At 43.2% G+C, this 26874-nt stretch carries 29 protein-coding genes; 6 read left to right on the top strand and 23 right to left on the bottom strand.

What is annotated here, in order from left to right:
- The 5 genes from B2089_RS07090 to B2089_RS07110 all read right to left on the bottom strand — a co-directional run.
- A partial coding sequence (locus B2089_RS07090) for a tetratricopeptide repeat protein (protein ID WP_296686505.1) occupies positions 1-1351 on the bottom strand: 1351 nt, incomplete at its 3' end.
- Between the two features lie 487 nt (positions 1352-1838).
- The gene (locus B2089_RS07095) at positions 1839-3059 is read right to left on the bottom strand and encodes a tetratricopeptide repeat protein (RefSeq protein WP_296320386.1); all 1221 of its coding nucleotides are present in this window, start codon (positions 3057-3059) and stop codon (positions 1839-1841) included.
- Between the two features lie 11 nt (positions 3060-3070).
- On the bottom strand, positions 3071-3211 hold the full coding sequence (locus B2089_RS07100; protein WP_296320389.1) for a hypothetical protein: 141 nt from the start codon (positions 3209-3211) through the stop codon (positions 3071-3073).
- Positions 3201-3344 (bottom strand): cysteine peptidase family C39 domain-containing protein, encoded by a 144-nt coding sequence (locus tag B2089_RS07105; RefSeq protein ID WP_296320391.1) that lies wholly within the window; start codon positions 3342-3344, stop codon positions 3201-3203. The genes B2089_RS07100 and B2089_RS07105 overlap by 11 nt, the downstream gene beginning before the upstream one ends.
- A gap of 130 nt (positions 3345-3474) precedes the next feature.
- Positions 3475-6351, bottom strand: a complete 2877-nt coding sequence (locus tag B2089_RS07110; RefSeq protein WP_296320393.1) for a CHASE2 domain-containing protein — start codon at positions 6349-6351, stop codon at positions 3475-3477.
- An 85-nt stretch (positions 6352-6436) separates the two neighbouring features.
- Between B2089_RS07110 and B2089_RS07115 the strand changes: the two genes are divergently transcribed.
- The 5 genes from B2089_RS07115 to B2089_RS07135 all read left to right on the top strand — a co-directional run bounded on the left by B2089_RS07115 (position 6437) and on the right by B2089_RS07135 (position 10444).
- The gene (locus B2089_RS07115) at positions 6437-6892 is read left to right on the top strand and encodes a hypothetical protein (RefSeq protein WP_296320396.1); all 456 of its coding nucleotides are present in this window, start codon (positions 6437-6439) and stop codon (positions 6890-6892) included.
- Positions 6892-8070 (top strand): hypothetical protein, encoded by a 1179-nt coding sequence (locus B2089_RS07120; protein ID WP_296320399.1) that lies wholly within the window; start codon positions 6892-6894, stop codon positions 8068-8070. The genes B2089_RS07115 and B2089_RS07120 overlap by 1 nt, the downstream gene beginning before the upstream one ends.
- Before the next feature lie 15 nt (positions 8071-8085).
- A complete protein-coding gene (locus B2089_RS07125) occupies positions 8086-8802 on the top strand; it encodes a FecR family protein (RefSeq protein ID WP_296320403.1) in 717 nt (238 codons plus the stop codon).
- A 106-nt stretch (positions 8803-8908) separates the two neighbouring features.
- Positions 8909-9709 carry a hypothetical protein gene (locus B2089_RS07130; protein WP_296320406.1) on the top strand — a complete coding sequence of 267 codons (801 nt, stop codon included), beginning with the start codon at positions 8909-8911 and terminating at the stop codon, positions 9707-9709.
- 18 nt (positions 9710-9727) lie between these two features.
- Complete coding sequence (locus tag B2089_RS07135) at positions 9728-10444, top strand: metallophosphoesterase family protein (protein WP_296320409.1); 717 nt, start codon at positions 9728-9730, stop codon at positions 10442-10444.
- 18 nt (positions 10445-10462) lie between these two features.
- Here the strand turns inward: B2089_RS07135 and B2089_RS07140 are convergent, their stop codons facing one another.
- From B2089_RS07140 to B2089_RS07215, 16 genes are all read right to left on the bottom strand, one after another.
- Positions 10463-11158 carry an MBL fold metallo-hydrolase gene (locus B2089_RS07140; protein WP_296320412.1) on the bottom strand — a complete coding sequence of 232 codons (696 nt, stop codon included), beginning with the start codon at positions 11156-11158 and terminating at the stop codon, positions 10463-10465.
- A 9-nt stretch (positions 11159-11167) separates the two neighbouring features.
- Positions 11168-12001, bottom strand: a complete 834-nt coding sequence (locus B2089_RS07145) for a DbpA RNA binding domain-containing protein (RefSeq protein ID WP_296320414.1) — start codon at positions 11999-12001, stop codon at positions 11168-11170.
- A 15-nt stretch (positions 12002-12016) separates the two neighbouring features.
- The gene (locus B2089_RS07150) at positions 12017-12934 is read right to left on the bottom strand and encodes a UPF0158 family protein (RefSeq protein WP_296320417.1); all 918 of its coding nucleotides are present in this window, start codon (positions 12932-12934) and stop codon (positions 12017-12019) included.
- A 15-nt stretch (positions 12935-12949) separates the two neighbouring features.
- Positions 12950-13546, bottom strand: a complete 597-nt coding sequence (locus B2089_RS07155) for an ATP-dependent Clp protease proteolytic subunit (RefSeq protein ID WP_296320420.1) — start codon at positions 13544-13546, stop codon at positions 12950-12952.
- Between the two features lie 55 nt (positions 13547-13601).
- Positions 13602-14486 (bottom strand): nucleoside triphosphate pyrophosphohydrolase, encoded by an 885-nt coding sequence (gene mazG, locus B2089_RS07160; RefSeq protein ID WP_296320423.1) that lies wholly within the window; start codon positions 14484-14486, stop codon positions 13602-13604.
- 18 nt (positions 14487-14504) lie between these two features.
- A complete protein-coding gene (pth, locus tag B2089_RS07165) occupies positions 14505-15161 on the bottom strand; it encodes an aminoacyl-tRNA hydrolase (protein WP_296320426.1) in 657 nt (218 codons plus the stop codon).
- A 68-nt stretch (positions 15162-15229) separates the two neighbouring features.
- The gene (trpA, locus tag B2089_RS07170; protein ID WP_296320430.1) at positions 15230-15982 is read right to left on the bottom strand and encodes a tryptophan synthase subunit alpha; all 753 of its coding nucleotides are present in this window, start codon (positions 15980-15982) and stop codon (positions 15230-15232) included.
- Positions 15979-17256, bottom strand: coding sequence for a tryptophan synthase subunit beta (gene trpB / locus B2089_RS07175; RefSeq protein ID WP_296320435.1), 1278 nt, complete (start codon positions 17254-17256; stop codon positions 15979-15981). Before trpB ends, trpA begins: the two co-directional genes overlap by 4 nt.
- A 179-nt stretch (positions 17257-17435) precedes the next feature.
- Positions 17436-18038: an ABC transporter substrate-binding protein gene (locus B2089_RS07180; protein ID WP_296320437.1), complete on the bottom strand. Its 603-nt coding sequence runs from the start codon at positions 18036-18038 to the stop codon at positions 17436-17438.
- A complete protein-coding gene (locus tag B2089_RS07185) occupies positions 18035-18727 on the bottom strand; it encodes a GTP-binding protein (RefSeq protein WP_296320441.1) in 693 nt (230 codons plus the stop codon). Before B2089_RS07185 ends, B2089_RS07180 begins: the two co-directional genes overlap by 4 nt.
- A complete protein-coding gene (locus tag B2089_RS07190) occupies positions 18724-19515 on the bottom strand; it encodes an ABC transporter ATP-binding protein (protein WP_296320445.1) in 792 nt (263 codons plus the stop codon). Before B2089_RS07190 ends, B2089_RS07185 begins: the two co-directional genes overlap by 4 nt.
- Positions 19512-20528: a FecCD family ABC transporter permease gene (locus tag B2089_RS07195; protein WP_296320448.1), complete on the bottom strand. Its 1017-nt coding sequence runs from the start codon at positions 20526-20528 to the stop codon at positions 19512-19514. The genes B2089_RS07190 and B2089_RS07195 overlap by 4 nt, the downstream gene beginning before the upstream one ends.
- Before the next feature lie 2 nt (positions 20529-20530).
- The gene (locus B2089_RS07200; RefSeq protein WP_296320451.1) at positions 20531-21640 is read right to left on the bottom strand and encodes an ABC transporter substrate-binding protein; all 1110 of its coding nucleotides are present in this window, start codon (positions 21638-21640) and stop codon (positions 20531-20533) included.
- Positions 21641-21694: 54 nt separating this feature from the next.
- Positions 21695-22873, bottom strand: coding sequence for a nitrogenase component 1 (locus B2089_RS07205; RefSeq protein ID WP_296320454.1), 1179 nt, complete (start codon positions 22871-22873; stop codon positions 21695-21697).
- Positions 22870-24123: a nitrogenase component 1 gene (locus B2089_RS07210; RefSeq protein ID WP_296320457.1), complete on the bottom strand. Its 1254-nt coding sequence runs from the start codon at positions 24121-24123 to the stop codon at positions 22870-22872. Before B2089_RS07210 ends, B2089_RS07205 begins: the two co-directional genes overlap by 4 nt.
- Positions 24116-24874, bottom strand: a complete 759-nt coding sequence (locus tag B2089_RS07215) for a nitrogenase iron protein NifH (protein WP_296320459.1) — start codon at positions 24872-24874, stop codon at positions 24116-24118. Before B2089_RS07215 ends, B2089_RS07210 begins: the two co-directional genes overlap by 8 nt.
- Positions 24875-24954: 80 nt before the next feature.
- Here B2089_RS07215 and B2089_RS07220 point away from each other — a divergent pair, with 80 nt between their 5' ends.
- Entirely contained in the window at positions 24955-26016 is a 1062-nt protein-coding gene (locus B2089_RS07220; protein WP_296320461.1) for an ABC transporter substrate-binding protein, read from the top strand.
- A gap of 90 nt (positions 26017-26106) precedes the next feature.
- Here the strand turns inward: B2089_RS07220 and B2089_RS07225 are convergent, their stop codons facing one another.
- Both B2089_RS07225 and B2089_RS07230 read right to left on the bottom strand, forming a co-directional pair.
- On the bottom strand, positions 26107-26316 hold the full coding sequence (locus B2089_RS07225; protein WP_296320463.1) for a hypothetical protein: 210 nt from the start codon (positions 26314-26316) through the stop codon (positions 26107-26109).
- Positions 26317-26357: 41 nt separating this feature from the next.
- Positions 26358-26874 (bottom strand): hypothetical protein (locus B2089_RS07230; RefSeq protein WP_296686521.1); only part of this gene is annotated, 517 nt, incomplete at its 5' end.

Below are 26874 nucleotides of genomic sequence, written 5' to 3' on the forward strand. Positions count from 1 at the left end.
CTTTGAGAAAGAGCGAAGCCGAATAATCGTTCAAGGCTTTCTCTTTATTTCCCATCTTGTTGTAAGCCTGTCCCCGAATGAGATAAACGAGCGGATTCATTGGGTAATAATATAGAAGATTGTTGCATTCTTGGATTGCTTTTTCAGGATCGCGACGGGAAAGTGCTGTTGCAAGAAGAATAATGTTACGATAGTTTTCGGGGGCTTTTTTTAAGTAGCGTTTCGGCCGCATTACAGAAGAGGGCAGAAATTTTCCAGCTTTGTATAAATTGACCACTTCGTTTTCGATTGCTGTATGGGCGGCTTGTGAGCCAATGAAATCCTTTAACTCTGACGCATACTCTTCGCTCAAACAGTTTCCTTCAATGAAATATCTGTCGAAGAGTTTCTTCGCTTTTTCGTACTTGCCCGCATCCATTTTGGCACGCACATCGTCAAGCACGGTTCTGTCGCCAACAGGGGCTTCAAAACTGATGAAGGGCCAAACAAGTTCTGTGGATTTTACATTCTTCTTGCTTTCTTTTTTTGTTGCAGCAAGTTTTTTGGTCTCGTCAATATATTTCTGAACCAAAACTTTTCTTGAATCTATAGTAAAAATTTTCAACGCCATCTCAAAATCAGCAAGGGCGTTATCATAGTTTTTTGCTTTCCGATATTGCAAACCCCGTCTCCTATAACTTGCCCCAAGCCAATCTCTTACTTCCTCAGGGTTTCCAATTCCATTATCTAAATCCTCCGTCCCATATTTAATTGCACTTGTGTAATTATCAATGGCTTTTTCAGTTTTTCCCAATGAAGAATAGGTTCGTCCTAGACCAACATACGCTCTTGTAGATTTTTGGCTTATTTCTAATGATTTATTAAAATCAGCAAGTGCGTTATCATAGTTCTTCATTTCACGATATATAGCCCCGCGAATATTGTATCCATGTGGAGCATCTGGAAACAAACTGATGTATTTGTTGCTTACTTGCAAAGCTTTTTCGTATTTTTTTAATCTTTTATATATGTCCGCCAGTATGCAAAAAGTGTCTAGTTCCTTGCCGCCTGCATTTATATAAGTTTCAGAATCTACGATAAATTTTTCGAGCATTTCACCTTCAATCTTATCAGAAAAAATAACCAATATATCATAATATGCCTGTGCCCTATCTGCGTAAGCCGTATTAAGCCCGTTTGGGCTCAGCCGAATTGATTCTGAAAAATCCGCTATAGCTTTTTCATATTTACTTTTATCTTTATATTTTCCATCTAAATAATATGCAACTCCCCGACAGTTATACTTGAAACTGTCAGGGGAAAGAAGAATAGCAAGCGAATAACTTTTTATCGCTTTTTCGTACTCATTCATGCTGATATATGCTATCCCACGGATTACAAGAATCGAGGGATTCTGTGGAACAAAATAGAGAATTTTATCGCACTCTTTGATGGCTTTTTCTGGATCCAACTCTGAAAGTGCTGCGGCCCGAAGGACAAGGGCTTCATAATCTTTCGGATTTTTTTCAAGGATTTCAGAAGCAGTTTTCAGCGAAGCTTTGTATTTTCTGCTGTTATATAATTTTAGGGCCTCATTGTTGCTAGATTCGGAAATATCCTCGTTAAGGAAGATTTTCATACTTTTCATGTAAGGCGATTCAGGATGAGTTTTCTGGTATTTTTTGAACACCTCGCCAGCTTTTTCGTAGTCTCCGTTCTCGCAAAGTTGGCTCATCTCGTCAAGAACAGCTTTGTCCTGCGAGTCAGGCACAAAATCAGAGAATGGCCATTCTCGAGCGAAAGACAAAAACTGGAAGAAAAATAAAATTAAAAAAATTGAATAAAGTTTTTTCATATTTTTACATTTCCTTAGCTTTTTTTATTAAATCAGCGAGTACATCAGAATTTGCATATTGCGAGGCATTCTGGAAGTCGGAAAGGGCGAGAGCCTTTTCATTAAGTTCGAGATGTATTTTTCCTCGCGACATATAAGCTGTATAAAATTCCAAAGCGGTTTTTGAATATTTCAAAGCAGAATCGGCGTTTTCGAGGGCTTTTTTTGTATCTCCGAGCTCTCTGTACACATCACTTCGCCCCGCATAAGCAAGCGGTGATTTTGGATTCAGTTTTATCGCCTTGTCAAAATCCTTGAGAGCTTTTTTATAATCATCAAATACATAGTACACGCCACCACGCATATAATAGCTGTCAGAGGATTTGGGGTTTGCTTCTATATATTCATCACAATATTTCAAGGCATTTTTAAAATCGTTTTTCCGCATATACAGAGATGCCAAGATTTTCTTCCCCCAAGCCGCTTTTCCTCCGCCGCTGAAATAGGTCTCACAGTCAGAAAAAGCCTTTTCGTTCTCCTGCCCCAGCCAGTAGACAGCCGCCCTGTACAAATAAGACTCGTTAGTATTTTTGGGATTCAGGCGAATGGATTCGTTATAATCGCCAAGTGCTTTATCAAATTCCCCGACTTTGTAATATATTTTTCCACGCGACTCATACGCCAATGCGTTCGGCTTAATCCGCAGCGAAAGGTTGTAATTTTTTTTTGCTTCGTCGTAAGTTCCAAGCTCTAAAAAAGCATCTCCGCGTATGGCTAGAATATGGTAATTGAACGGAAAATAATACAAAATTTTGTTGCATTCGGTAATCGCCTGATTTGGTTTAAGTTTGACGAGATTCATGCACCTGAGAACAAGAGCCGCATAATAATCAGGCTGTTTTTTAAGGAACCTGTCGGCAAAACGCAAAGATTTTCTATATTCTTTGGAATCATACAAATTCCGCCCTTCCTTGAGGGCTGGGAGTTCTTGCAGTAAGTTCTCAGCATTTACGGAAAATTCTTTCAAAGCCCGCGAATAAACAGAATCTTTGTTGTTCTCCCAAAAGTCAAATTTCTCTTTTGCCTTTTCGTACTCACCCTTTTCGAGCAAGCTGCTCACATCTTCAAGGATTTTCTTTTCTTCGTCCGGAAGTTGAATGCTTGCAAATGGAAAAGTTTGAGAATATGCAATGTTTGAAAAAAAACACAACAGAATAACCGAAATCAAAAACCAAATTCTTTTCATAATAAATCCTCCTACCACACATAGAGCATCATGTTCTCGAAGTCAAACTGCACGCACTTGTCCTTGAAAAAGGGGAAACCGAGGATGTTGTAGTTGGGGAATACAGACCTTGCAAATTCATTAGCTTTTATAGAAGAATCGTTATTTTTCATTGTTCATTTGATTTTTTAAATTTACGGTATGAAGAACGGAGGGAATGGGAACTTCTTTTCCGAAATGACTAAGAATCATCGCAAGACAGGCCGCCGCACAATCCGTCTCGTCATGCTGTAAAATAGTACGCATAAATGCCTCTCTGATATGCAATTACGCTTTCAGTATAGTACGGAGAGATGTTTTTGCAAGATTTTTATATTAAACAGAGTAGCTTTTTGTCAATTTTTTTTCGATGATTGCAATGAAACCTCTATTTTCTCTATTTGCTCTTCATTGTGTAGACTCCATCCCAGATTTTTGGCAGCCCGTTTTTAACAAAATCTTCGCATCGTTCCATAAAGACTTTTGAGCTTTCGTCCATCGGGTATAGTTCATAGGCCTGCTTGTAGAGTTCGTAAGCTTTTTTGAGGTCTTCGGGATTTTTGGGAACTTCGGGCGTATCAATTCCGTTCAAATACCATTTCATGCCCTCGTTGAATAAGTCAGTTGCCTTGATTCGCTTTTCTGAAAGTTCACTTCGCAAGCCGATGATTGAGTAGATTCCGACTGGTTTTTTGACATTGATAACGCGAACACAGTCAAATTTTCGCGCGACAATTTTTCCTTCGTTCTCGCCCCTGTTTGCCGCATTCCAAGTTGACTCAGAGCACATAATCCAAGAGCCGTAAACCTTGTTTGTTCCTTCGAGGCGGCTGGCAAGGTTTACATTGTTGCCCATAATCGTGTAGTTGAGCTTTTTCTCAGTTCCCATGTTTCCGACGACCATGTTTCCAGTATTCAAGCCAACTCGTGAATGAAGATAAAAAGGCTCGCCTGTCTGTGGATTTATCGGAAGACGATGCTTATTCTCTTCATTAAACTGATGTTCAGCCTGCAACATACGGATTCCTGCCAGACATGCGTTGTAAGCATTGTTGTCGTCATGAACCGGAGCGCCAAAAAACGATACAATTTCATCACCAACATACTTATCGATTGTGCCCTTGTTATCCATAATCGCATCGCTCAAAACGCCGAGATAATCATTCAAGATTGCAACAAGCCTTTCCGCGCCCTTGTCTTCTCCTTCCTCATTATTAATGACTTCAGTGAAGCCAGAGAATGTTTTTACATCAGAGAAAAGAGCCGTGAGATTATCGCTCTTTCCACCCAAGCTCGCAAGCTCAGGATTCTTTACGATTTGATCAACGACGGCAGGAGCAACATAAGCCCCGAATGTAGTCTGCAAGAATTTTTTGTCTTTTTCGCTTGTGGCAAATCTGTAAATAGTCATTGCAAGGTAAGAAGTAAAAGCAATAAGGAAAGTTGTCACGGCGGGAATATACACCTTGAAGAGAATCATCAGAATCACGGGAAGGACGATTGCCATAAAAACGAGGGAAACACCTGTTATGTTCTGCATGAATGCTTTTTTTTCGGCCGGAAGAACAATCAATATAATAGAAAGAACTGTAACAATAATAACACCCCACCACCATGAGACAGGATAAATAAAATCCTCGTTCATAATCGTATTGTAGACATTCGCATGGGTTCCGACATTCATATATGCGCGTTCAAAAGGTATGGTTCCTAAATCCGTGGTGGAACTTGCCGTGTGACCAAGGATACAGAATGAATTTGCATAGATTGCTTTTTTTTCGGTGAAGATGGAATTATATAAGTCGTTTTCACTTGAGAGGGTATCGAACAGTTCCGAAAGCTCCGTCTGAATTGTGTCAAAAGTCTCAGAATCAATATAATCTCGAATAGTAACTAGCCTGTCTGCAATTTCATCAAGTACCTTTCCTTTGCAGAATGCCGTAACGCCTTCAAAGAAATCTTTGCGAGCCTGGAAATATTGCACATAGTCAGAATACTCAACTCCTCCACCGATGGCCTGACCGTCCACTGTATATCCCTCGCATTTTGAAAGCAGAAATTCTTTAAAATTTTCTATATCGTTATAATCAGAGACGAGTTTTTTTACGCTTGCGGCAGATTCAAGTGGTGTGAGCGTGAGAGACGGAATATCAACAGCATCAAGAGAAGTTAAAAATCCATTAAGAGATTTTAGCTCAAGCACGACATTTTTCTCAAGTTCATCAAGCTGAGCCAAAAAATACATGCTCTCATGACGGAATGAATCAACGAACGGCTCATGCAGCCAGTTGATTATCATTTTTCCGTCGGTATCAAGGGGAATGGAAATATTTTTTCCACCAACGCTTTTACAGTTATTGAGAAGAAGTGCCCTTTTTTTGCGAACGATGTCATCAGGATTAAGAATGCGCAAAATCGGGGCAAAGGCAAGCTGCCCGGCAAAAACTTCATCTTTTTTGTTCAAAAGTTCGATTCTTCGGCGAGTTCCGTCCATGTCAATGATGACATTCGTAAATCCTGCACCGTTGGCATGGCTGATAAACTGGTGCATTGCCGGAGAAAAGCCAATCAGATATTTTTTTTGAAATTTCGGATCATCCCAGTCAGGTTTTTCGGTCGTAAAATTATCAAGGAAAGAAGTTTTTGAACTATCGATTCGGCTTTTTCTAAAATATTTAAGAATCAAATCATCCTTATCTTCAACATCATACAAAAATCTTTTTTTTACATAATCAATTTCCTCGTCAGTATATTTCATATCGATATCGAGCGTATTGATTGTAAGCCAAGTGTTTCCAAAAAATTGAATTGCGCGGGCAAAATAATCGTCATTGTCCCTTACAAATTTCTCAAATTCAGGGCGACTTCCGTCAAAAGAAGATGCGGCCTCAATAATGGCATCTTCATTTACGGCAAGGCTTGAAGGCGAAAGGTACTCAATATCGAATACGGCTGTTGCCGCACCAAATTCCTTCATGCGGATAAGGGCATTCGCAAATATATTACGAGGCCATGGCCATGTCCGCATCTCCTGAAAAGAATCATTACTGGTAGAAGCGTTGTCTGCCTCAACCAGAAGGATTTCATGCCGGACATCAGGGCTTTTTGTAAATCCCAGTAGCAAATCATAAATTCGATAGTCAAATTTTTGTAAAGCCCCGATTGCGCAAATCAGTGACCAACCCAAGACGGCGCTCAAAACAATAATAAAACCGACAAGTTTGCGTGAAAATGCTTTTTTAGACTTTTTATTTTTTTTCGCTTCATTTCTCATGACAAACAGTATAACATAGCTTATAATTATAATGGAGTAAAATTTTAAGAAATTTTACAGATTATTATTTATCGGGAGACATCTTATGATTAAAAAAGTTCTATTAAGTGCCGTATTCCTCCTATCCGCAATAATTCCTGCTTTTTCACAAAGTTCAGAAGAACTAACAGTAATTTTGCAATCAGAAAAGGCGACACTTGCTCAAATTTCTTATCTTCCTGCCTTATACGCAAATCTTATCGATGAAAAAGGAAGCGAAGCACAGGCATTTGAAGCCCTCAAAAATACGGGCTATTTTTCTGAAGATTCAAGTTCAGATTCAGAGGCAAGTTTACAAGACGCATGCGGTATTTTGGTCAAAACACTTGGAATCAAAGGCGGCTTGTTCTACAGCCTGTTCAAATCAAATCGTTACGCTTTCAAAGAGTTAAAAGCTCGCGGTATCCTGCCAAACACGGCAGACCCAGATTACAAGCTTTCAGGCCGCGATTTCCTTGACCTTTTTAACAGCTGCCTCACACTTGCAGGGGGTGCGCAATAATGAAAATTCCTTCTATTAAATCACTTCTTTTAGCTTCAGCATTTATTTCTGCCGCTCAGTTCGGATTCGGTCTTGAAACTGGCGGACTACTTTCAAACGACACAAAATTCGCAAACCAAAAGAAAGACGGCGATCTTGAACTCACGCAAAAAAATGCGGTGAATTTTTGGATTCGTCATCCTCTTTCAGAAAATGGCTTGAGTTATTTTGTAGCAGAAGGTGAATTCCGAAGTCAGTACGATGCCTACAAAACAGATTCCAAAAAAAAGCTTACCCTTGCGGCTGATGCCACGCTTTTCAAATTCATTTTCAAAAAGGAACTTTCAAACAGCGACATAACATTATCGCTAGGTCGTTTCTACAATTCCGATTTAAGCTCACTTGTTTATTCACAAAACGGTGACGGTGCAAAACTGGATTTAGAATTCTCAAAAGCACGGCTCTCCCTCTTTGGCGCATACACAGGCCTTCTTAACGCAAAGAACATAACGATTATCGGTCAGTCACCAAATTTTACTGACAAAGAAAAAACTCTCTATGTTCTTGCAAAAAAATACGGAGTCGGTTCAGTTACGCTAGCCTTCCCAAACTTTCTTTTACGCCAGACACTCGCTTTAGAGGGACTCGGCGCATTCTCCCTTGAATCAGAAAAACTCAATCGATTTTATGCAACGGCATCGCTTTCCGGTCCGATTGTTGCCCCTGTATTCTATTCTGTTTCATCAACTTTCTCTTTCTCAAAATACGAAGAGGAAGAAATGAAAAAGGGAAATCTCACAAAAGGCTCTATTTCCGTCTATCCAAATCTAAAGTCAATGTCAATCTCGCTGAACGGCTTGTACGCTTCAGGCAAGCAAGGTTCGTTTGAGGCATTCCAAGGATTTACAAGCAAAACTGCCGTCAACTCACTCTACGAGCCTGAATATACGGCACTCGTGCTTGTCGGTCCTTCCATGAGCATCAAGGCACTTCCCAACCTGCTTCTCAAAGCTGGCGGGGATATTGTGTTTGACGCAGAAAAAGACATTGAACACAAAGGCTATCAGCTAACGGCAAGTCTCAACTATCAGGCAGCCAGCGATGTTTCATTGGGAGCAAGTTTTGACCAATACATCGGAAAAGAAAATTCTGACAATGACAAAATGCAAATCAAACTCAAAGCAGCTTTAGCATTCTAAAAAAAGGAGGGAAAAATGAAACGATTTATTCTTTCTATTATATTTGCCGCACTTGCAAGTTCATTATTCGCAATGCAGGCTCAGGTTGTATCAGCAACAGGAAAGGCTGAAGTTCAAAAAGGAAGCTCATGGGTAGCTCTCAAAGCAGGAGATGTCCTTGACGCAGGCTCAGTAATTCAGACAGGCTTCAAATCGGAGCTTGTTCTCAAAATCAAAGAATCAACCGTAACTGTTTCGGCACTCACGAGAATTACACTCCAAACTCTTGCAGAAAGAGAAGGTATTTCTGGCTCACAAGGGAAAGACGAAACAACTATTTTCCTTGATACAGGCTCACTCAAATCTAATGTCCAAAAGTCAGCAGACCGTCGCGTTGGATTTACAGTCCGCTCGCCTGTAGCGACAGCTTCTGTCCGCGGAACTGCATTCAAATTTCTGGCACGTTTCAAAAAAAATACGCTGGAAACAGATCGGGGCAAGGTAGCCTTTGGAAGAACCGGTAAGCAAGAAGAGCCAGAGGCGCTTCTTGTCGTAAAAGGAGAAGCGGCTTCTATTGGAATAGGAAACGAAATAAAAACTCCGGAAATGCTGGCTAAAGAAATGTCTAGCAATCTTGGTTTCGGAACATTTACTGCCGCAGAAGCTGAAGAAGGTATGATTCTGGAAGGAAATGCCGGACAGGCTAAAAATGCAAAAATAACAGGTATGATTGTATTCGATTCTGGCAACTAAGATTAAGCCTCTTTTATAAACGGTTGGTTCAGTTTTTTTTCTGTAACCAGCCGTTTTTTTTTATTTTTCGCTTTTTCAATTTTCGTATATTTGGTAAAATCTAAGTATGTTGAAAACAAATCATGGAAAAAAACTTTTAAGCAAGGTGCTCGCAGTAAGCATTTTAGTTAGTGCGCTCGCCTTTACCGCATGTAAAAACGAAAAAAAATTAACGGCATCAAGTACCCTCAACACATCAGAATCTTCTGATAAGGTTCCTGCAAAACTCAAAAAAATCTCTGAGGAAACAAAATCTTATCTTGCAGACAAAAACATCGTCGTCGTACTCGGATACGGCTATAATGACGAAGAGAATGTTACAAAAATTACGCAAAATCTCAACGAAAACTTCGGAGTCGAAACAGAAGATAAAAAAGCCCTCATTACGGTTCTTGTTTATCCTGCGGATTTTATGGTCGCTGGAAAAGAGCGTATCTCTTCTCTCGCAGACAGAATCGAAGATAAAAACCTTGCAGGCATGATTGTTTTAGGCGCTCCTGAGGGATTGCACATTGCACTTTCTAAAATTCAAGACAAAAACGAAGACGGCAAAATCCATTATCCAGTGTTCACATTCTTTTCACAGGATGATGTTTTGGGCTCGGAATCAACATCTGATTTCGTCTTGGATTATGCCCACAAAACAAATACAATCGAAAGCGAAGTCACAGATTTTATTCCAGATTTTGACGCTACAAACATTCTTACGAATTCAGTTTCTAAAATGCTTGAATTGCGGGAACCGTTAAGGGCCGATGGAAATCTCATCAATTTTGTACAAAGTTTACTCGAAAAAAATCGTACCGTTGTTCGTTATATTGATGGCGAAACAGGCTTGCAATCAATAAATCATTTTATTTTCGAGTAAAAACTTGGGCGGATGGGAATGATAGAATTAGTACAGCAGGAAAACCTTGCAATCGGCTCAAAACACATTCTCAACGCTCTTTCTGATAAAGAACTTGTAAAAGCCCTTGTTCTTTCTGACTCCCATGGAAATCCGCGGGTCATGCAGGCAATCATCTCTGCCTTTGGCGATGACTGTGACTGTCTCTGTTTTTGCGGCGATGGACTTTTGGATTTAGTCGAGTCTTTGGAACTGGGCTTTTTTGACAAGGAATTTGGTCAGCACATCCCACCTGCAATATTTTTCGTTCGAGGGAACGGAGACAACTCCACGACAACCATTTTTACTGACAAGAGGATTCCGATTATCGTTCCTGAATTCCTTGAAATAAAACTTGCCGGGAAAAATGTTTTTCTTACCCACGGGCACCGCTACAATGTCTACTACGGAAACAAAGATTTGCGTACGGAAGCAATCAACCGTGGCATGGATATAGCGTGGTACGGTCACACCCATGTTCCAAACTCCCTGCGCAGTCATGTAACCCGCAACGGACGGAATGATTTTCTGGGGATTTTGAATCCCGGAAGCTGTGCCCAGGCCCGCGGGGGAATGCCGAATACATTCGCGATTGTCGAAGTTCACCGCGATGAAGAAAAAAATATCTGTCACTATTACAAAATAAAGCAGGATCGCTTCGGCGATTATAATTTTGAAGAGATGCCAACTCCCCGCGGGGAAATAAAGCTCTTTTAATCAAAAAACAAGCACGGATTAATAAAAATTTTCGCCTAAGATAAAACTTGAACCGTCATGACCGGAATAAACGCAAGTGTCTTCTTCGCAATATTCCATGATTTTAAGCAGGCTCTCATGTATTTTCTGTTCGCTTCCGCCGATTAAATCCGTGCGACCCCATGAATGATAGAAAACTGTATCACCAGAAAGAAGAATTCTCTCCCCTTCATTGTAAAGACAGCAGGATCCCTCTGTGTGCCCTGGTGTGTGGAGAATCTGCCACTTACCCAGAGCCTCTTTTGCTTCAATCGGGAAAGAATATGAAGCCAAACATTCAGTAAGATTTTTACCGTCCTCAAGGAATGCATTGGCCGCAGGAAGATTTGACACAAATGGAAGGAATTCGTCAAAGCCCATCTGGGCGAGTGCCCTGCCCTGCATGTCCGCCGAGTCCGCGCCAATCATGTTTGAATCGGCAGAATGAATTAAAATCGGAATGTCAGGAAAAGATTTTTTGAGGGAGAAAAGCCCTGAAACATGGTCAAAATGCCCATGAGTCAGAATAACTGCAAGAGGCTTTAGATTTTTGGAATTAAGATAAGAAACGACAGAACCTTCATCGCCGGAAAAGGCACAATCCGCAGGGTCAATGACAAAAACATAATTCTCACAAAGGGGAACGATGTATGTGTTGACCGAAAGCGGGCCTGTATGCAGCTGATGAAGGTTCATAAACAAGCCTTACTGAATGTCGCTTGATGAAGAAGAGCGTGGAGCGCGTGCTGCCATAATCTCTTCGTCTGTCATCTCAGCCTGAGCCTTTGCAAAAGCTGCTTGCTGAGCCATTGTGTCGTTGTTATTTGAAGTGTAGCTGTCAACGATTGGAGCTGATTCGTTTGATACATTTGGAACCGGCTCGTTGTTCTCGTAGTTGTCTACTGACTCGTCTTCCATACCGTCTTCACCCTCTGGGCGCTGGCGTGAGTAGCTTACACTCAAGGCGCGGCCACGATAAACATGACCGTTCAATGCAGCGATTGCTTTTTCTGCGTCCTCTTTGAAGAGCTGAACGAATGAATAATTTGCGAGAACACGGATATCACCGATGCGCTCTTTTTCGATTCCTGCAACGCTGATAAAAAGACCAACAAGGTCGCGTGGGAAAACACGGCGGTTTCGACCGATGCTTACGAATACAGTCTCTGAATTTTCTGCCGGAATCTGAACGCGGGTAAATCGCTCTCGTGGCTCTGCTGGAGAAGCAGCGTCATCTGACTGGGTATCATTGCGCTCATAGCGGTTGAATCTCTCCTCACGATTTGAGCGGAAGTCTTCGCGGTCTTTGTGAGCATTAAATCTGAAAATTGCTCCGCCAGCATTTTTGAGAAGATATGCTGCTACATAAGAACGGAGTGTAAGCGGAACATTCTTCTTGAAGACTTTTTTGAGAGCCTCAAGTTCATCAGGGCTTGCTTTTACTTTTGATACAAGGTCTTTGAGATAATTAGCTGCCTGATCAAGGTCAATCTCCCGGTTCTGTCTGAAATTGTGTCTAAAGTTGCGTCTAAATGCCATAGTAAAAACTCCTTTTTAGGCTAAATCTGCGGTATAAACTGAACCTTTTTTTTCAAAGCCACAACGGGCCACTAACGGTTCTAAATAATCTGGTAATGCAGAATCAGCAATAATAAACTCTTGGATTCCGTGTTCTTTTAATAGGGAAATGCCGCGTGAAAAAAGCTCTCTGGCAATTCCTAAGCCACGGTAATTCTGATTCACAAAAACTGAGGTGAGAGCCACCACATTCTTTGCAAAGGACGAGCAATCTGAAAATAAAAGACAGCCTGCAAAATCCCCTGATAAAGTGCGGCAAAGAAGTCCGCCAATACCAGAAGAAGATTCATAATCAAACTTGCGAAGCCAAAAATGAGCAATCGCTTTGCCTAAATTGCCTCTGTGCGCTGCTTCTAATTCTTCTGCGATTTTTTTCGCCTCGATGCTGATACAATCACTGTCCTTAACATGATTGTAGGGCTGGAATTCAAAATCAGCCTGAATCAGTTCGTCATATTCTTCAAAATCCTGATTCAACTTTTCCAAGCCCCAAGATTCACGGAGCGAATTGTACCATTCCACAACGACCGAACGCATTTTTCTTTGCTTAAAAACATGGAATTGCTTTTCAATCTGCGGATACTGGCTCAAAACATTTTTAAAATTCCTGAATACCCCCCTTCCATTTGAAAGAACCTGCTCAAGCTCCGTGCGGACATTCGGCACACGCACGCTCTCGGCAAAATCTTCCATAATCTCAAAGCCGTCATTAGAAGACCAATGCGGCAAAGAATACAAAGAATCTTGCTCGCTCATTTCGTCAAGTTCCGACTGCATGAGCGAATCAAGGGAAATCACACTGCCAGAAGAGGCATCGAAGGCAAATTCTCCATTTTGGTCTTCCATAGAGAAAATAATGCTTTCGATAAGCGATTTCGTTAACTCAAATTGCATAATTTTACCAAGCGACTACTGCAAATCAGCACGCTTAGAAACGATTTTGCTTACCAAGCCGTAATCCAAGGCTTCTTCGGCGGTAAGCCAGTGGTCGCGGTCACAATCCTTTTCGACCTGCTCTTCGCTCTTGCCAGTCTCAGAGGCAATGAGTTTGATGAGTTTCTTTTTTGATTTTGCGATTTCTTCGGCCTGAATTTCAAGGTCTGTAGCCACACCGCGAGCCACGCCGCCAATCAAAGGCTGGTGAATGAGATAATGACTGTTGGGAAGGGCAAAACGACGCTCTTTTGGCACGGAAAGCAAAATGATTGAGCCCATGCTGGCGATAAGGCCGGTGCCGATTGTGTAAACGGGCGCATTGATAAAGCGAATCGTGTCGTAGATGCCGAATCCTGAATCGATTGAACCGCCTGGTGAATCGATGTAAATGTAAATCGGCTTGTCGCTGTCGGCTTCAAGCAAAAGAAGCTGTTTGATAACCTTTGCCGTGTTTTCTTCGTTAATCTCGCCGCTCAAAATAATCTGGCGGGTTTTTAAAAATTTCTCGGAAAGAGAGTCTTCCTTTTGTTCAGACTTTTTTTCTTCGTCTTTGTCGTTAAAAATTCTCATGCTATAAATATACCGAATAAAATGCAAAAATACAATCAAAAAGAGCTAGCGGGGATTATTTTACGTCCTTAGCCTCATTCCATAAATCCATCATGTCCCTGTGATGCTCGTGATTCATAGGAATATTTTTTTCTTTTAAGCCTTCTTCCACACGATGAAAGCGATACTCAAACTTTTTAATTGCCCGCTGCAAGGCGATATTTGCGTCAATGCCAAGCCAGCGACCATAGTTAATCAGAGAAAAGAGAGTGTCACCAAATTCTTCTTCCAGATGAAGCTGGGCTTTATCCAACTCAGGATTTGAACTTGAGACCGTGAAGGGCTTTTCACCATCGTATTTGGCACTTTGCTCCACATCGATAAGAGCATCATGCATTTCGGCAAGTTCCTCACAAAGTTTCATGCGCACTTCTGAAAGCGAATTCCAGTCGAATCCGGCTTTTGAGGCTTTTTTGAACATTTTGTAGGCCTTGAGCACTGGCGGAAAATTCTCCGGGATTGAGTCAAGGATTGATTCGCTTTTACGGCCTTCAACATTTTCTTTGATTCGCTCCCACTGATTGAGAACTTTTTCGGGATTGTCGGAAACATCTTCCTTGACCTGAGACTTGCCCTCGCTCTGGGCGAATACATGAGGATGGCGGCGAACCAATTTTTCGGCGATTCCGTCAATCACTTCCTGCACGGTAAAAAGTCCCTTTTCTTCAAAAAAATGGGCAATCAGAACCACATTTAAAAGCACATCACCCAATTCTTCTTTAACATGGGCAGAATCTTCCTGCGTGATTGCATCGATTGCCTCACAAGTCTCCTCGAAGAAAGTTGAGCGCAAAGAAAGAGGCGTCTGCTCTTTATCCCAGGGGCAGCCCTTTCGCACAGCCTTTACAACATCATAAAAATGAGAAAATGAAGATTCTGTTGTCTTTTTTTCAGTTTTCATATTTCGCTTTTTCCCTTTTCACTTTTCGATTATTCGTTTTTTGCTCCAGCCCTGCAAGATTCTGTTGGGGTCAGTGGAAAGAAGAAGTTTGCAGAACATTTCGTTTGTAGGGACAAATTCCTGAGCGAGAATGATTTTTTCGTCAGAGGTGAAGCTCGAAAGCACATAGTCGGCGATATTTACATTGGCAGGTTTTGAAATGCCAAAGCGGAGCCGCCAGAAATCAGCCGTACCAAGCACGGCTTTTGTTGACCGTAAGCCGTTATGACCGCCCAAGCCGCCGCTCCATTTAAGGCTGACCGTGCCAATGGGAAGCTCTAGTTCGTCATGCACGACAAGAATTTCGTCATTTTTGATTTTGAAAAAACGGGCAAGTTCGCCGATTGCCTCGCCGCTGAGATTCATGTAAGTGAGGGGCTTTAAAAAGTAGATTTTATCAGGAGCTTCTTCTGGAATGCGGGGGGCTCCGCCGTCCTTTGTGGTGTAAACGCCGGTTTCGCCCATCCATTCGGCAAGGGTGCGGGTCTCGACCACGGCATAATCGCCCTTAAACTTGTTCTGAAAGTAAAATTTATTGTAAAAAGGAAGCTGGGAGGCGAAGAGCCATGCCACATTATGTCGGGTGTTTTTGTATTCTTCGCCGTAATTTCCTAAAAAAGCCACAAGTCGAATCATAAGAAAAATTATAACACAAAGAGAAAAGAATTTAAATTCCTCTAAGAGGACACAGGGACGAAAGCGAACTAAAAGCCAGTGAGTTCCCTGGCTTTTGCTTCGACAGCGGCGGCGAGCTTTTTCGGGTCATTATGATTTTCAGTGATGATTCTGACGAAAACACTTCCCGCCACGATTGCCTCAACGGAGCTTTCAAGGGCTTTTGCCTGCTCTCCGTTTGAGATTCCGAAGCCGCCGTAGACTTTGCTTCCGCCTTCGCTGACTTTTTTGAGGAAGTCCAATGTGCCAGCATCGATTTTTGTGTCGCTGCCAGTGATTCCTGTTCGCAGGGCGGCGTAAATGTAAGGGAAGCCTGCGTGAGAGAGTTTGTAAAGTCGCTCTGAACTCATTGAGGGAGCTGCCACGGGAATGTTTATCATGCCGTTGGCCTTGCAGGCTTGGGTGAGTCCTTCGTCAAAATCAAAGGGCAGGTCGGGGATAATCATGCCTTTGACGCCAACGGAAGCCGCTTTTTTGCAGAAGGCGGCAACGCCCGGCGTGTAAATCAGGCTTCCGTAGCTCATAATGTAAATCGGAATTTTGGGGAATTCAGAATGAATCTGCTCTATAAAGCGCAAGCCGTCTTGAGTGCGGTAATGACGGCTCAAAACTTGAGTGCAGGCCGTCTGGATTGCTTGTCCGTCCGCGCTGGGGTCAGAAAAAGGCAGCTGGATTTCAAGGATGTCCGCTCCGCCACGGATAAGGGCGCGGGCAGCTTCCAGTGCAAGTTCGTTTGTGGGATAACCTGCCACAAGGTGGCTCATCAATTTTATTTTGTTCATTTTACATCTCCCATAACCTTCGCATCATGAATATCCTTTCCTCCTTCCAGGCGTTCGATTTCTGCGTGAAGGAAGTCCAGCCATTCTGCGGGGCGGAAAACCGGGCTTGTGATGAAGACATCTTTGTCACCCCGTCCGCTCATGTTGATTATGACTGCCTGGTCACTTGGGATTTCCTTTGCGATTTTCATTGCCGCCGCTCCCGCATGGGCACTTTCCAGCGCGAAGAGGATTCCCTCGTTATTAGCGAAGAAAGAAACGGCTTCAAGGGCATCTTTGTCAAGGACTGAAGTGAATTCGACTCGACCGCTCCGGCCCAGGGCTGCCAGCTGGGGGCCGATTCCGCAATAGTCAAGGCCTGCTGAAATTGACCGGGTGGGAAGAGCCTGTCCGTCCTCGTCCAGAAGGAAGCGGCTCTTGTAGCCCTGCATGATTCCGTCACGGGCGGCATTTCCCGTCATGCGGCTGGCATTTTCGCCCACATTGGGCCCGATTCCGCCCGCCTCCGCTCCGATTAAACGGGGAGATTTTTCGTTGATGAAAGGCTCAAAGAAGCCGATTGAGTTTGAGCCGCCGCCCACACAGGCGACCATGGCTCCGATTTTTATTCCCCGCTCGGCGGCCTGTTTTTTGACTTCACGGCCGATTACGCTCTGGAATTCCCGAACGATGTCAGGGAAGGGAGCGGGCCCCAAGGCAGAGCCTAAAACATAGTGGGTTGTGTCGGGATTTGCCGCCCAGTCCCGCATGGCTTCGTTTACCGCGTCCTTTAATGTGCGGCTTCCGCTTGTGACAGGGTGAACTTTTGCGCCGTAAAGTTCCATTGCCGCCACATTCGGCTGCTGACGGCGCACATCGACTTCGCCCATGTAAATCGTGCAGTCAAGGCCCAGTTTTGCACAGGCGGCGGCAGTGGCCAAGCCATGCTGGCCAGCTCCAGTCTCGGCGATGATTCGCTTTTTTCCCATGCGTTTGGCAAGAAGGCACTGACCGATGGCGTTATTGATTTTGTGGGCGCCTGTGTTTGCTAAGCCTTCAAGTTTGATGTAAATCTGTGCTCCGCCCAAGAGTTTTGTTGCCGTGGGGGCAAAGTAAAGGGGCGTTTCCCGACCAATGTAGTCACGGCGGATGATTTCAAGCTCATCGGTAAAGGCTTTGTCTGCCATTGCTTCCTTAAAAGCAATTTCAAGCTCGTCTAAGGGGCGGCGCAAAACTTCCGCTACATATTTTCCACCGAAATTATCAAAAAAACCGTTATCTGAATGAGTTGTCATTTTATGCTCCATATCTGTTTCGCGCTGTCTTATTTTTTTGTTTCTATTTACAGTAACAATATATCGCTTTATTTCCACTTGGTCAATAAGTTCTTTTTGTTGTACACTGTCTTTATGGATTCCCTATTCGCTAAACTTTCCCAAGAGGAAAAAAAGGTTCTCTTTACGACAGTCTTTTTTTATTGAGAGAGTTTTTGCCTTAAAGCCCGGTAGATTTCTCCTAGTTCAGGAAAATAACTTTGGGCACAAGCAGGAAAAATCAATTTGTCATTTTCGGCATTTGAAACAAGAAAATACTTTTCTGCCAAAGCTGATTTGAATTCATCAGAAAGAAAAAAATCTTTTATAAGAGAAGGTTTTTCATCGTCATCTTGCGAAAACAAAATGAAAGGCTCGGCAAAAAATCCTTCTTCAGGCCTTATGACTCTGGCACTTTGAATTTCCCTGCAAACTTCAGCAAACAAAAGCGGCATTACGAAAACTGAACCAAATGTATTTGACGGCTTTCCGATATGACGGATTGCATTCACCGGAGCTCCGAAACCAGCGATATTATCGATAAGGCGGTTGGCTTGCGCTTTTCCCCTTTCTTTTTGGACAAAAAGTGCAAGCAAAGGATCGGGAATTTCCTGACTTCCGATGATGCAAACTTCCCCGCGGTAACAAGGTTCTGCTAAGTCCGCATAAGAAGAAAGAAGAGGAAGGGCAATTTGGGCGAACAATTTTTCAATGTCGGGAAAAGCCTTAAAAAGCTCCTCGATTTTTTGTGCAAGAAGGTTCAATTTTCCCCTCCCCACTTTATTCTTCCGCTGCCCGCACTTTTATTGCTTCCGACCCACATTTGCCCTGAGCAAAAATTACAGCTGGCGGCAGGCATTGTAAAACGAAGGAATTTATCACTGACAGTGGAAATTTCCTCAGAGGAAGCGATGAAAGAAGAAAGGCGGGAAGAGCCCTGACCTGAAAGTCCGTTTATGAAATTTATTTTTGCCCTTGAATTGGCAAGGCGTATGTTATGCAGGAAAACTTCCCGCTCGCAGGGAGAAACCAGATCCCCTTTCGTGACGGCAATGTAATCCGCAAAAAAGAGCATGGGGCCGGCCTTGAATGGCGAGGTGATTCCTGCAAGGCAGTCAATCACGCAGACGGCGGCAATGTTCCTGAGATGAGGGGCACAGCGGCCACAAAGACCGGCACTTTCGGTAATGAGGACATCTAATTTTTGGGAAAGCCCCCAGTCAAAAACCTCTCCGATGTGGCTTGCAAAAAAATGGTCAGGACACATGTTCCCGGATATGAACTTTATTACAGAAACTCCCGCTCCCCTGTAGATTTCATCATCATCAGAGGAAATGCAGTCAAGTTTCATCACTCCCACGGATTTTCCCTGATTTTTCAGGTATTCTCCCGCCTTTAAAATCACGGATGTTTTTCCAGAGGCAGGAGACCCCGCAAATGTTATCAGCTTCATGCGCCCACCACATAAAGGGGCGTTACGCTCTTATAATGGTGCTCATCAAAGTCAAATTCATTTATGTGAACCTGCACGCTGAAAGTTTTTTTCATGTTCTCCTCGTTGATGACTTCGCTTGTCTTTCCGAAAATCGGCGGGGCATTTTTGTTCAAAATCAAAGCCTTTGTTCCGATTTTCATTGCGTGAGCCGGAAAGTGGGTGTTCACGATGGCTGAGATGTTCTTTTCCCGCGCAAGTTTTTCTATTATATTGAGGATTACAAGCTGATTTTTAAAATCAAGGTTCGACTCAGGCTCGTCCAAAACCAGCATCTGAGGATTTACGGTGAGGGCACGGGCAATCAAAACCATCTGAAGCTCGCCGCCGCTCATCTGCGTGCAGAGTTTATCCTTCAGCCAGCTAATTCCGCAAACTTCCATGGCTTCAAGGGCTTTTTTTTCGTCATCTTTTGTAGGCTGGGAAAAAGTTCCCAAGTGTGCGCTGCGCCCCATAGTCACCATATCAAGGGCAGAAAAAGAAAAGGCAGAATTTTTTGCCTGGGGAACATAGGCGATTTTTTTCCAGAATTCTTTCTGGGGAATCTGACTGATGTTTTTTCCGTCAATCAAGGTTTCGCCGTGATGCCATTTCTGTAAGCCCATCATGCACTTTAAGAGGGTCGTTTTTCCAACGCCGTTTGAGCCCAAAACACACAGAATCTCGCCGTCTGAAAGCTCAAAAGAGATGTTGTCTAAAACCCTTCTCGAATCGTAGGAAAATCCGCCGTTTTTTACCTGAAATATCATGCCCAAACTCCTCCTGTTTTTCTAAGCAGGCTGATAAAGACCGGAGCGCCAATGATTGCAGTAAGAATCGAAATCGGGATTTCTGCTGATGAGGCACTCCGCGCAAAGGTGTCGATTATGGCCATAAAAATCGCACCGAAAGAAATGCTTAAAGGAACCACCGTCTTGTTGTTGCTTCCCAAAAGCATTCTTGAAATGTGGGGAATCAAAAGTCCTACCCAGCCAATCTGACCGCACATTGAAATTACCGAAGCCGTTATGAGGGACGAAGCGACTATTATGAGAAGACGAATCATCTTTATGTTCATTCCCATGGATTTTGCCTCGTCTTCGTTGAGGGAGAGGATGTTGAGCCGCCACTTCAATGCCCAGATTACGACAAGCCCGATGATGATGAAAGGCACGCCAAACAGCAGACTTTTGTAAGTTACGCTGGACATGCTTCCCATAAGCCAGTATGTGATTGAGGGAAGCTCATCCTCCGGGTCGGCAATGTATTTTATGATTGAAACCAGAGCCTGAAAAAGCGAGGAAATGACCATTCCCGACAAAATAATCATGATGATTGAAGATTTTCCCTTAATCCGGCTTATCTGGCAGGTTAAAAAACAGGAGATAAGGCCAAAGCAAAGGGCAAGAGCCTGAATTCCAATCAGATTCCAGTGAAACATCATGGCTAGCACTGCCCCGAAAGAAGCGCCGCTGGCAACTCCCAAAGTGTCAGGAGTGGCAAGAGGATTTGAGAAAAGCCCCTGAAAAGCCGTTCCTGAGCAGGCAAGCCCCGCCCCCGCCACCAAAGCCAGAAGGATTCGCGGCAGACGGACTTTGAAAATGACGGTTTTTGCCATTACATCTCCGTCGCCGCCAAAGAGCGCATCTATAAAAGAGCGGATAATCTGGAAAGGCGAGAGAGAATAGCGGCCGATTCCAAGGCAGATGATTGCCACAAGAGGAATCATCAGAAAAGAAACAAGTATAAAAAGCGAGCGGATATTTTTATTCTGAATGAACATATTTATTTTCCGGAAGCCGCCCGAACAGGGTGGAAGATTGCGTTCAAATCTTCAGCAGTCAAGTCTGCTCCGTAGAAAGTTTTGAAGTAGTCAGTGACTTCTTTGTTGATGTCGATGTCGCCGAAAAGTTCAGGATGCAGAATCTGGCTCATCCACTGGAGGCAGAGAGGCGTGTCAGAGCTTGGCGGGAACCAGCGGTACATTCCCAGAGGAATTTTGTAGACTTTTCCGTTTTTGACTGCCTTTACCTGGCTCCAGTCATAACCTTCGATGCTGTTATTGAGCAAGTCTTCCGCAAGATACGGGCTGAAATTGGTGATGAAAATGTATTCCGGGTTCCACTGATAGACTTGCTCCATGCTGATTTGAGGCATTCCCTTCAAATCGCCTGCCACATTTTTTCCGCCTGAAGCGTTAATCCAGTAGTCGCCGTAGAAGTTTACGCCGGAAGTTTTCATGCCGGTAGTGTCGTAATGGTAAAGAATGAGGACATCGGGCTTTTCTTCAGCTTTGAGGCCGGCAATTCTTTCGCTGACTTTCTTTTCGATTTCGCGGCCGTATTTGATGATTTCGTCCGCTCTTCCTGTGTCCCCGAAAATCTCGCCGAATTTCTGAATCCAGTTGGCATAGGTTTCGATGGTGTTGAAATCAGCTACGGAAGTCGAGAAGGCAAATCCCTTGATTCCGGCATTTTCAAGACTCTGGCTCAGGGCCTTGTCCGAAGCAAGGTAGAAGACTACATCAGGATTGAGCTTTAAAAGCTCCTCCACATTGACGGCTCCGTTCTTTACAAAATCAGTGGGAACATTCACCACATCAGGGTAGACATTTTTGAGATAGGAATTCTCAGCGGCGGCCATTGATGAGGGGTGCATTCCAACCAGCTTGTCAGTTCCGCCCATGTAAAGGCAGTAGATTGACGGCAGTGGCATCGGCGAGATGATGACAACCCGCTCGATGTTTACGGGAAGCTCCACATTGCGGCCTGCATGATCGGTGACGATGTGGGTTTCATTTGACTTTGCGCTTCCGGCTGTTTTTTTGTTACAGGCCGTAAAGGCAAGAAGAGAAGCACAAAGAAGTGCAATGCTCAGACGAATAACTTTTTTCATATAGTTTCTCCTTGACTGTTTTCTTTTTTTATTTAGTTTTTACTACCTCTGTTTTTACACAGTAATTTTGGAAAGGAAAGAAGACATTTCTTTTCCCAGAATATTAATCGTGTCCTTCCAGCAGACTTTGCTTGAAACGGCAACATTGGGAAGAGGAAAGAATTTAGTCCCTTTTTTTGCACTCTCCGTCAAAAGCTCCTCCACCAGAGGATCAGCCACGACTCCCGCAAATTCACCGCTGTTGACGATTTTTCGGAATTTCGTCTCATCCCGAATGAAAATATCCCCTGCCCGGCTTTCTTCCTCTGAAAAGTCAAAAATCGTACCGGCGATAAATTCCAAATCGGCGTGGATTTTTGAGGCTGCCTGACAGATTGACCTGGAAATAATCTGGTCTCCTGCGACAAGCACTTTTTTTGCAGCGGAAGAAGATTTTTCTGCCCCGCCCTCGTTTTCAAAGATTCCCTTTTCAAGGAAGGACTTGACCTTTGAAAGAATAATTCCCCCATCTCCCACGGGAGTTCCCGTTATGTAGGGGATACCGTATTTTTTTTCCATGAATTTTGCAACTTCGATTCCGCTTTGGGAAACGACCAAATTAAGTTTTGAGAATACGGATTTTTTTATTGCCTCGATTGAGTGACCGGCAGAAAAAGAGCAGTTCACATTGATTCCTTCGCCCTCAAAAAAAGCGATGAAATCTTTTTCACATCCCTTGTTTCCAAAATCAAGGGGAGTAACTCCAATCAGGTTGATTCCGTTTCGTTCTGTTTCTGGCACAGCTTCTTTCTGGCAGAATTTTTTTATCAGTGAAATTACCGCCATGGAAATGCCTTTTCCGTAGTATGCAAGTCCCTTGGTGTCAAAACCGAAAGAAGGGATTCCAGTCCTCTCCTCAACTTCATGCATGATGCCTTCGTAATCCGCACCGATTACCATTGGAACAGGACTTCCCAAAAGGGCGATGAATTTAGGCTTTAAGCTTTCTGCCGCCTTAACGATTCTGTCAATCAAAAGATTATCGTTTCCCAAAATCGCGTCCATGTGGCGAAGTCCTGAGCAGAAAACAAAAGATTTTGAGCCCATCCAGCGAGGCTCGTCATATCCGAGATAATTTCCGGTACAGCCGGAAGCATCGTGAAGGACAATCATGCCGCCAAGCTCAAAAAGGGCCGAGGCACATCCTGAATAATCAGGTGAATAAGGGGGAAGATTAACGCAAAGTTTGCTCATACAACGATACCTGCCTTGATGATAAGGTCATCTGCTGAATTTTCATGCTCGTAAGCCTCCACAAGCATTTCCATAAGCCGCTCAACGCCCCAGAATCCAAATAAAGTCTCGTCTTCCATCAAGTCAATTACATGCTTTGACTTGGTGAGATAGCCGACAGAAAATCCGATTGAAAGGCAATTCTCATTCACATGCTCAAACTTGACCGAATCGTGATGAAGGGCATCAATGATTTTCAAGTCAGGAATTTTTTCAAGGATTTTCTGGCAGGCCTCTTTTTCAAATTCAGGAACCGCATCAACAGCAATCATCTTTACATTGAATCCCGCGTCAAAAAGGACATTCGCCAGTGTAAAGGGGCGGCGGACAGCCTGATAGTCAATCACCACAGGAAAATCCCCGATTTTTTCAGCCGCTTTTTTGACCGCAACTTCCGCCCTTTTTTTGTAAGCGGAAAAATCATCAAATTTTATGCCTAAAAGATTTTCAAGTTCCCTGTAAGTCTTTTCGATTTCCTCTACATCGTAAGTTGGAAAAGCCTTCATAAAAGGAATTCCAAGCTCCCGCTCCATGATTTTGCTTGAAAGACCTGCCGTAGGAGAAAGGACAAGATTTAATCGGGAAGAAGAAAAATCCAAAAATTCCTCAAGTTTTTTTGTCTTTCCGATGTGATTTATTTTCCAGCCGGCTTTTTTCATAAGAGAGAAAAGCTCACAGTTTTCAGAAATCGAGGCGTTGTTTCCCACCATATTGATTTGATTTTTTTTCACATCTGATTTTTCAAGGATGCTGAAAAGGGATTTCTGAAGTCCAATCATCGGCGGAACTTTCGTGTCCATCTTGAAAGGATTCATGTGGCAGGTGATGAAGCGGATGTCAGGGTGTTTTTCTGAAAGTTCCGCGTTCAAAGCCTCGTGGTCGGTTCCCAGAAGGTCATCCAGACAGGAAACGAAAATCATGATTACGCGGGGCCTTACGGGAAGTGAAGACAAAAGCTCGTCCACTCCGTCCGGCACAAGATGCTCGTAATTTCCAGAAACTATGTCGCTTTCGTCAATGTAAAGATAGCTTACCTGATTTTTAACGCCGTGAAGGATTCCGCCCAGAGCCCCGTGACGGCCGCAGGCAAAAGGAGCGACAAAAAGCATGTGGCTTTCGGGCATGGTCGCGGCTACACGGATAACGCCCCAGCCGCCGTGAGCAGGGGAAACATAATGCAGAGTTTTTTCAAAAGACGGACAGTTACACATTGCACTTCTCCATTACTTTTCTGGCAAGCTCTGTGTAAACTTTCGCCATGTCAGAGTCAGGGTAAGCTTCAACAACAGTCTTTCCCTGATTTTCAGCAAGCTGAACAGTTCCGTCTCTTGGAACGATTTGGACAATCTCTCCTCCGATTTCATCCAGTGCTTTCTGCACGACTTCAACTTCATTCTCAACATTGCGGGAATTCAAAATCACGCCGGCATAAGTTGCGTAGCCCCGCTTTCCGAAATTCTTAATTGCAGAAACGATATTGTTTGCCGCATAAAGAGCCATCATCTCGCCCGAAGTGACGATAAAAACATGGTCGGCATATCCGTTACGAATTGGCATTGCAAAACCACCGCAGACGACATCACCCAAAACATCGTAGAGAACCACATCAGGCTTGTGGATTTCAAAGGCCTCAAGTTCCTCAAGTTTTTCAAAAGCAGTGATGATTCCACGGCCCGCGCAGCCGATTCCCGGAGTAGGACCGCCAGCCTCAACGCAAAGAACGCCGTTATAGCCAACATGAACCAAGTCCTCAAGTTTTACATCTTCCGGCTTTTTGCTCCTGAGAACATCAAGAACGGAAGTGATTTTTTCGCCATTGCAAAGATTTTTTACAGAATCTGATTTTGGATCGCAACCAATCTGCATTACCTTCAAGCCCATTTTGCTCAGGGCAGCAGAAAGACTAGCCGTCGTGGTGGATTTTCCTATTCCGCCCTTACCGTAAATCGCGATTTTGACCATGTTACTTTAATACCTCTAACTTTTATAATTTATTTTTAACAAAAATTAGCAAAATCTAACATTTAAAATAAAAATGGTCAATGCAATTTTTTTTAAAAGAAGCACAGGAATCATCATCAAAAGCTGAGACACGCACAATCGTTGATCAGGTCGGTCACACGGTAACCCTTCCAAAAGAAGTAAATCGTGTCGTAATCGCTTCTGTCTGGCCCCTCGCCTCCGCATACTGCCTTATGTACGGAACGAAAGGACTTGTCGGTCTTGATCCTGCCATCATCAGTGCGGCGGAAAACTCAATGCTGATTAAAGTAGTGCCTGAAATCTCGAAAATCGAAACTTCTTTCAGCAAAAACGGTCATTTAAATGCAGAGGAGCTTTTAAAACTTAAACCCGATGTCGTTCTTTATGCCACTGGCGTTATGGAAGACTACGACATTGCGACTCAGGCAGGAATTCCCGCCGTTGGATTTTCCCTGAGCATAAAAGATTTCAATGCAGTTGAAACAATCTTTACCTGGATTGACCAGCTGGCAGAAGTCATGGGAACTGAATATGACACCTCTGCCTACAAAGAATACGCCGACAAAATCCAAAAACTGGTGGCGGAAAGAATCGCAAATATCCCGGAAGAGAAAAAGCCCGCCTCAATGATTATCCACCGCTACAGCGACACGCCCCTGCAAATTCCGGGCACAAAAACCTGGGGGGACTATTGGATTACGGCATCCGGGGCAAGAAATGTGGCGAATGTGAACAAGGGAACTCCGCAGGTCACCGTGGAAGAAGTCTACAAGTGGAATCCAGACAGAATCTACATCACCAATTTCAGTGATGCCCTGCCGGAAGACCTGTACACGAATTCCTTCCAGAACTACGACTGGTCGAATGTCCGCGCAGTGAAGGAAAAACATGTCTATAAAATGCCCCTGGGAATTTACAGATGGTATGTCACAAATACGGATTCCCCCCTCACGCTCTTATGGCTCGCAAAGGAACACCAGCCAGACCTTTTCGCCGACATCGACATGAACAAAGAAATCAAAGATTTTTACAAGAAATTCTATAAACTTGATTTGACAGACAGAGATATTCAGGAAATCTACACGGCAAAAAGAGCCGCAAGCGGCGGAATCAAAAATTAACAGAAAGATGCCGGGGGAAATTGCTACTTCCCCCGGCAGGAAGGGCAGCCTCTTTTTTAGATGAGGAGACCGCCCGACAAGAATCTTATTTTATGCAACGTCCTCTTGCGCATTCAGTTGCTCGCTCACAGTTTGTATCTCCTTGAGCTTTGCCAGTGTCTTTCCTGAATCGATTGCCTCAAGAGCCATGTTGTAGCCGTCTTTTAAGGTTCGAGCCTTTCCGCAAAGATAAAGCACTGCCCCCGCGTTCAGACCCACGGCATAACGGATTGTCTTTGTTTGTCGATTTGAGGTTATCATTAATTATCTGTTCTTTATTCTTTTCGTAATCCAATTACTTTTTACCTTAAATAATTCCATAAATAATCTTTTTCTTGACGGACATGCATTTTTTCTTTCTCATTATATGCATAAACCTCAAAATTATTATTATCTGTATAATAATCAATTAGCAAAACATCTGAAGGAATTAAATAAAAATAGTGCTCAATAAAGTATTCCAAGAGAGTTTTACAATACTTCTGATTATAACTCATTTCTACAAAAAATAATTTTTTATATTTTCCTGGGGCTAAATAAAATGAAAACATAGCATCTGACCAATTCTTGATTTTAGCCGAAGGAGCATTTCCTGATTCTGTCCAGGTTTGAGATTTGCATTCTACAATAATTGAATCATTTCCTAAGTCAAATGCATGATCTTTTTTTGCTTTTATTCCAATTTTAACTTTCTTTTGATTCTCCAAGATTACATTGTTTTTTTCTAAAAAATTATAAATAATTTTTTCAAATATTTTTCCAGCTTCTGTATTTGATTTTACACCTTTCCTTTGAAAATTGTTATTGTCCATTTTTATT

This window comes from Treponema sp. UBA3813 (genome assembly GCA_002368605.1).
In the GTDB taxonomy this organism is placed as follows: domain Bacteria; phylum Spirochaetota; class Spirochaetia; order Treponematales; family Treponemataceae; genus Treponema_D.

Bases quoted from the DNA above. Each gene is read 5' to 3' on its own strand.
- B2089_RS07095 (WP_296320386.1), bottom strand. From the start codon at position 3,059: ATGAAAAGAATTTGGTTTTTGATTTCGGTTATTCTGTTGTGTTTTTTT.
- B2089_RS07100 (WP_296320389.1), bottom strand. From the start codon at position 3,211: ATGAAAAATAACGATTCTTCTATAAAAGCTAATGAATTTGCAAGGTCT.
- B2089_RS07105 (WP_296320391.1), bottom strand. From the start codon at position 3,344: ATGCGTACTATTTTACAGCATGACGAGACGGATTGTGCGGCGGCCTGT.
- B2089_RS07110 (WP_296320393.1), bottom strand. From the start codon at position 6,351: ATGAGAAATGAAGCGAAAAAAAATAAAAAGTCTAAAAAAGCATTTTCA.
- B2089_RS07115 (WP_296320396.1), top strand. From the start codon at position 6,437: ATGATTAAAAAAGTTCTATTAAGTGCCGTATTCCTCCTATCCGCAATA.
- B2089_RS07120 (WP_296320399.1), top strand. From the start codon at position 6,892: ATGAAAATTCCTTCTATTAAATCACTTCTTTTAGCTTCAGCATTTATT.
- B2089_RS07125 (WP_296320403.1), top strand. From the start codon at position 8,086: ATGAAACGATTTATTCTTTCTATTATATTTGCCGCACTTGCAAGTTCA.
- B2089_RS07130 (WP_296320406.1), top strand. From the start codon at position 8,909: ATGTTGAAAACAAATCATGGAAAAAAACTTTTAAGCAAGGTGCTCGCA.
- B2089_RS07135 (WP_296320409.1), top strand. From the start codon at position 9,728: ATGATAGAATTAGTACAGCAGGAAAACCTTGCAATCGGCTCAAAACAC.
- B2089_RS07140 (WP_296320412.1), bottom strand. From the start codon at position 11,158: ATGAACCTTCATCAGCTGCATACAGGCCCGCTTTCGGTCAACACATAC.
- B2089_RS07145 (WP_296320414.1), bottom strand. From the start codon at position 12,001: ATGGCATTTAGACGCAACTTTAGACACAATTTCAGACAGAACCGGGAG.
- B2089_RS07150 (WP_296320417.1), bottom strand. From the start codon at position 12,934: ATGCAATTTGAGTTAACGAAATCGCTTATCGAAAGCATTATTTTCTCT.
- B2089_RS07155 (WP_296320420.1), bottom strand. From the start codon at position 13,546: ATGAGAATTTTTAACGACAAAGACGAAGAAAAAAAGTCTGAACAAAAG.
- mazG (WP_296320423.1), bottom strand. From the start codon at position 14,486: ATGAAAACTGAAAAAAAGACAACAGAATCTTCATTTTCTCATTTTTAT.
- pth (WP_296320426.1), bottom strand. From the start codon at position 15,161: ATGATTCGACTTGTGGCTTTTTTAGGAAATTACGGCGAAGAATACAAA.
- trpA (WP_296320430.1), bottom strand. From the start codon at position 15,982: ATGAACAAAATAAAATTGATGAGCCACCTTGTGGCAGGTTATCCCACA.
- trpB (WP_296320435.1), bottom strand. From the start codon at position 17,256: ATGACAACTCATTCAGATAACGGTTTTTTTGATAATTTCGGTGGAAAA.
- B2089_RS07185 (WP_296320441.1), bottom strand. From the start codon at position 18,727: ATGAAGCTGATAACATTTGCGGGGTCTCCTGCCTCTGGAAAAACATCC.
- B2089_RS07190 (WP_296320445.1), bottom strand. From the start codon at position 19,515: ATGATATTTCAGGTAAAAAACGGCGGATTTTCCTACGATTCGAGAAGG.
- B2089_RS07195 (WP_296320448.1), bottom strand. From the start codon at position 20,528: ATGTTCATTCAGAATAAAAATATCCGCTCGCTTTTTATACTTGTTTCT.
- B2089_RS07200 (WP_296320451.1), bottom strand. From the start codon at position 21,640: ATGAAAAAAGTTATTCGTCTGAGCATTGCACTTCTTTGTGCTTCTCTT.
- B2089_RS07205 (WP_296320454.1), bottom strand. From the start codon at position 22,873: ATGAGCAAACTTTGCGTTAATCTTCCCCCTTATTCACCTGATTATTCA.
- B2089_RS07210 (WP_296320457.1), bottom strand. From the start codon at position 24,123: ATGTGTAACTGTCCGTCTTTTGAAAAAACTCTGCATTATGTTTCCCCT.
- B2089_RS07215 (WP_296320459.1), bottom strand. From the start codon at position 24,874: ATGGTCAAAATCGCGATTTACGGTAAGGGCGGAATAGGAAAATCCACC.
- B2089_RS07220 (WP_296320461.1), top strand. From the start codon at position 24,955: ATGCAATTTTTTTTAAAAGAAGCACAGGAATCATCATCAAAAGCTGAG.
- B2089_RS07225 (WP_296320463.1), bottom strand. From the start codon at position 26,316: ATGATAACCTCAAATCGACAAACAAAGACAATCCGTTATGCCGTGGGT.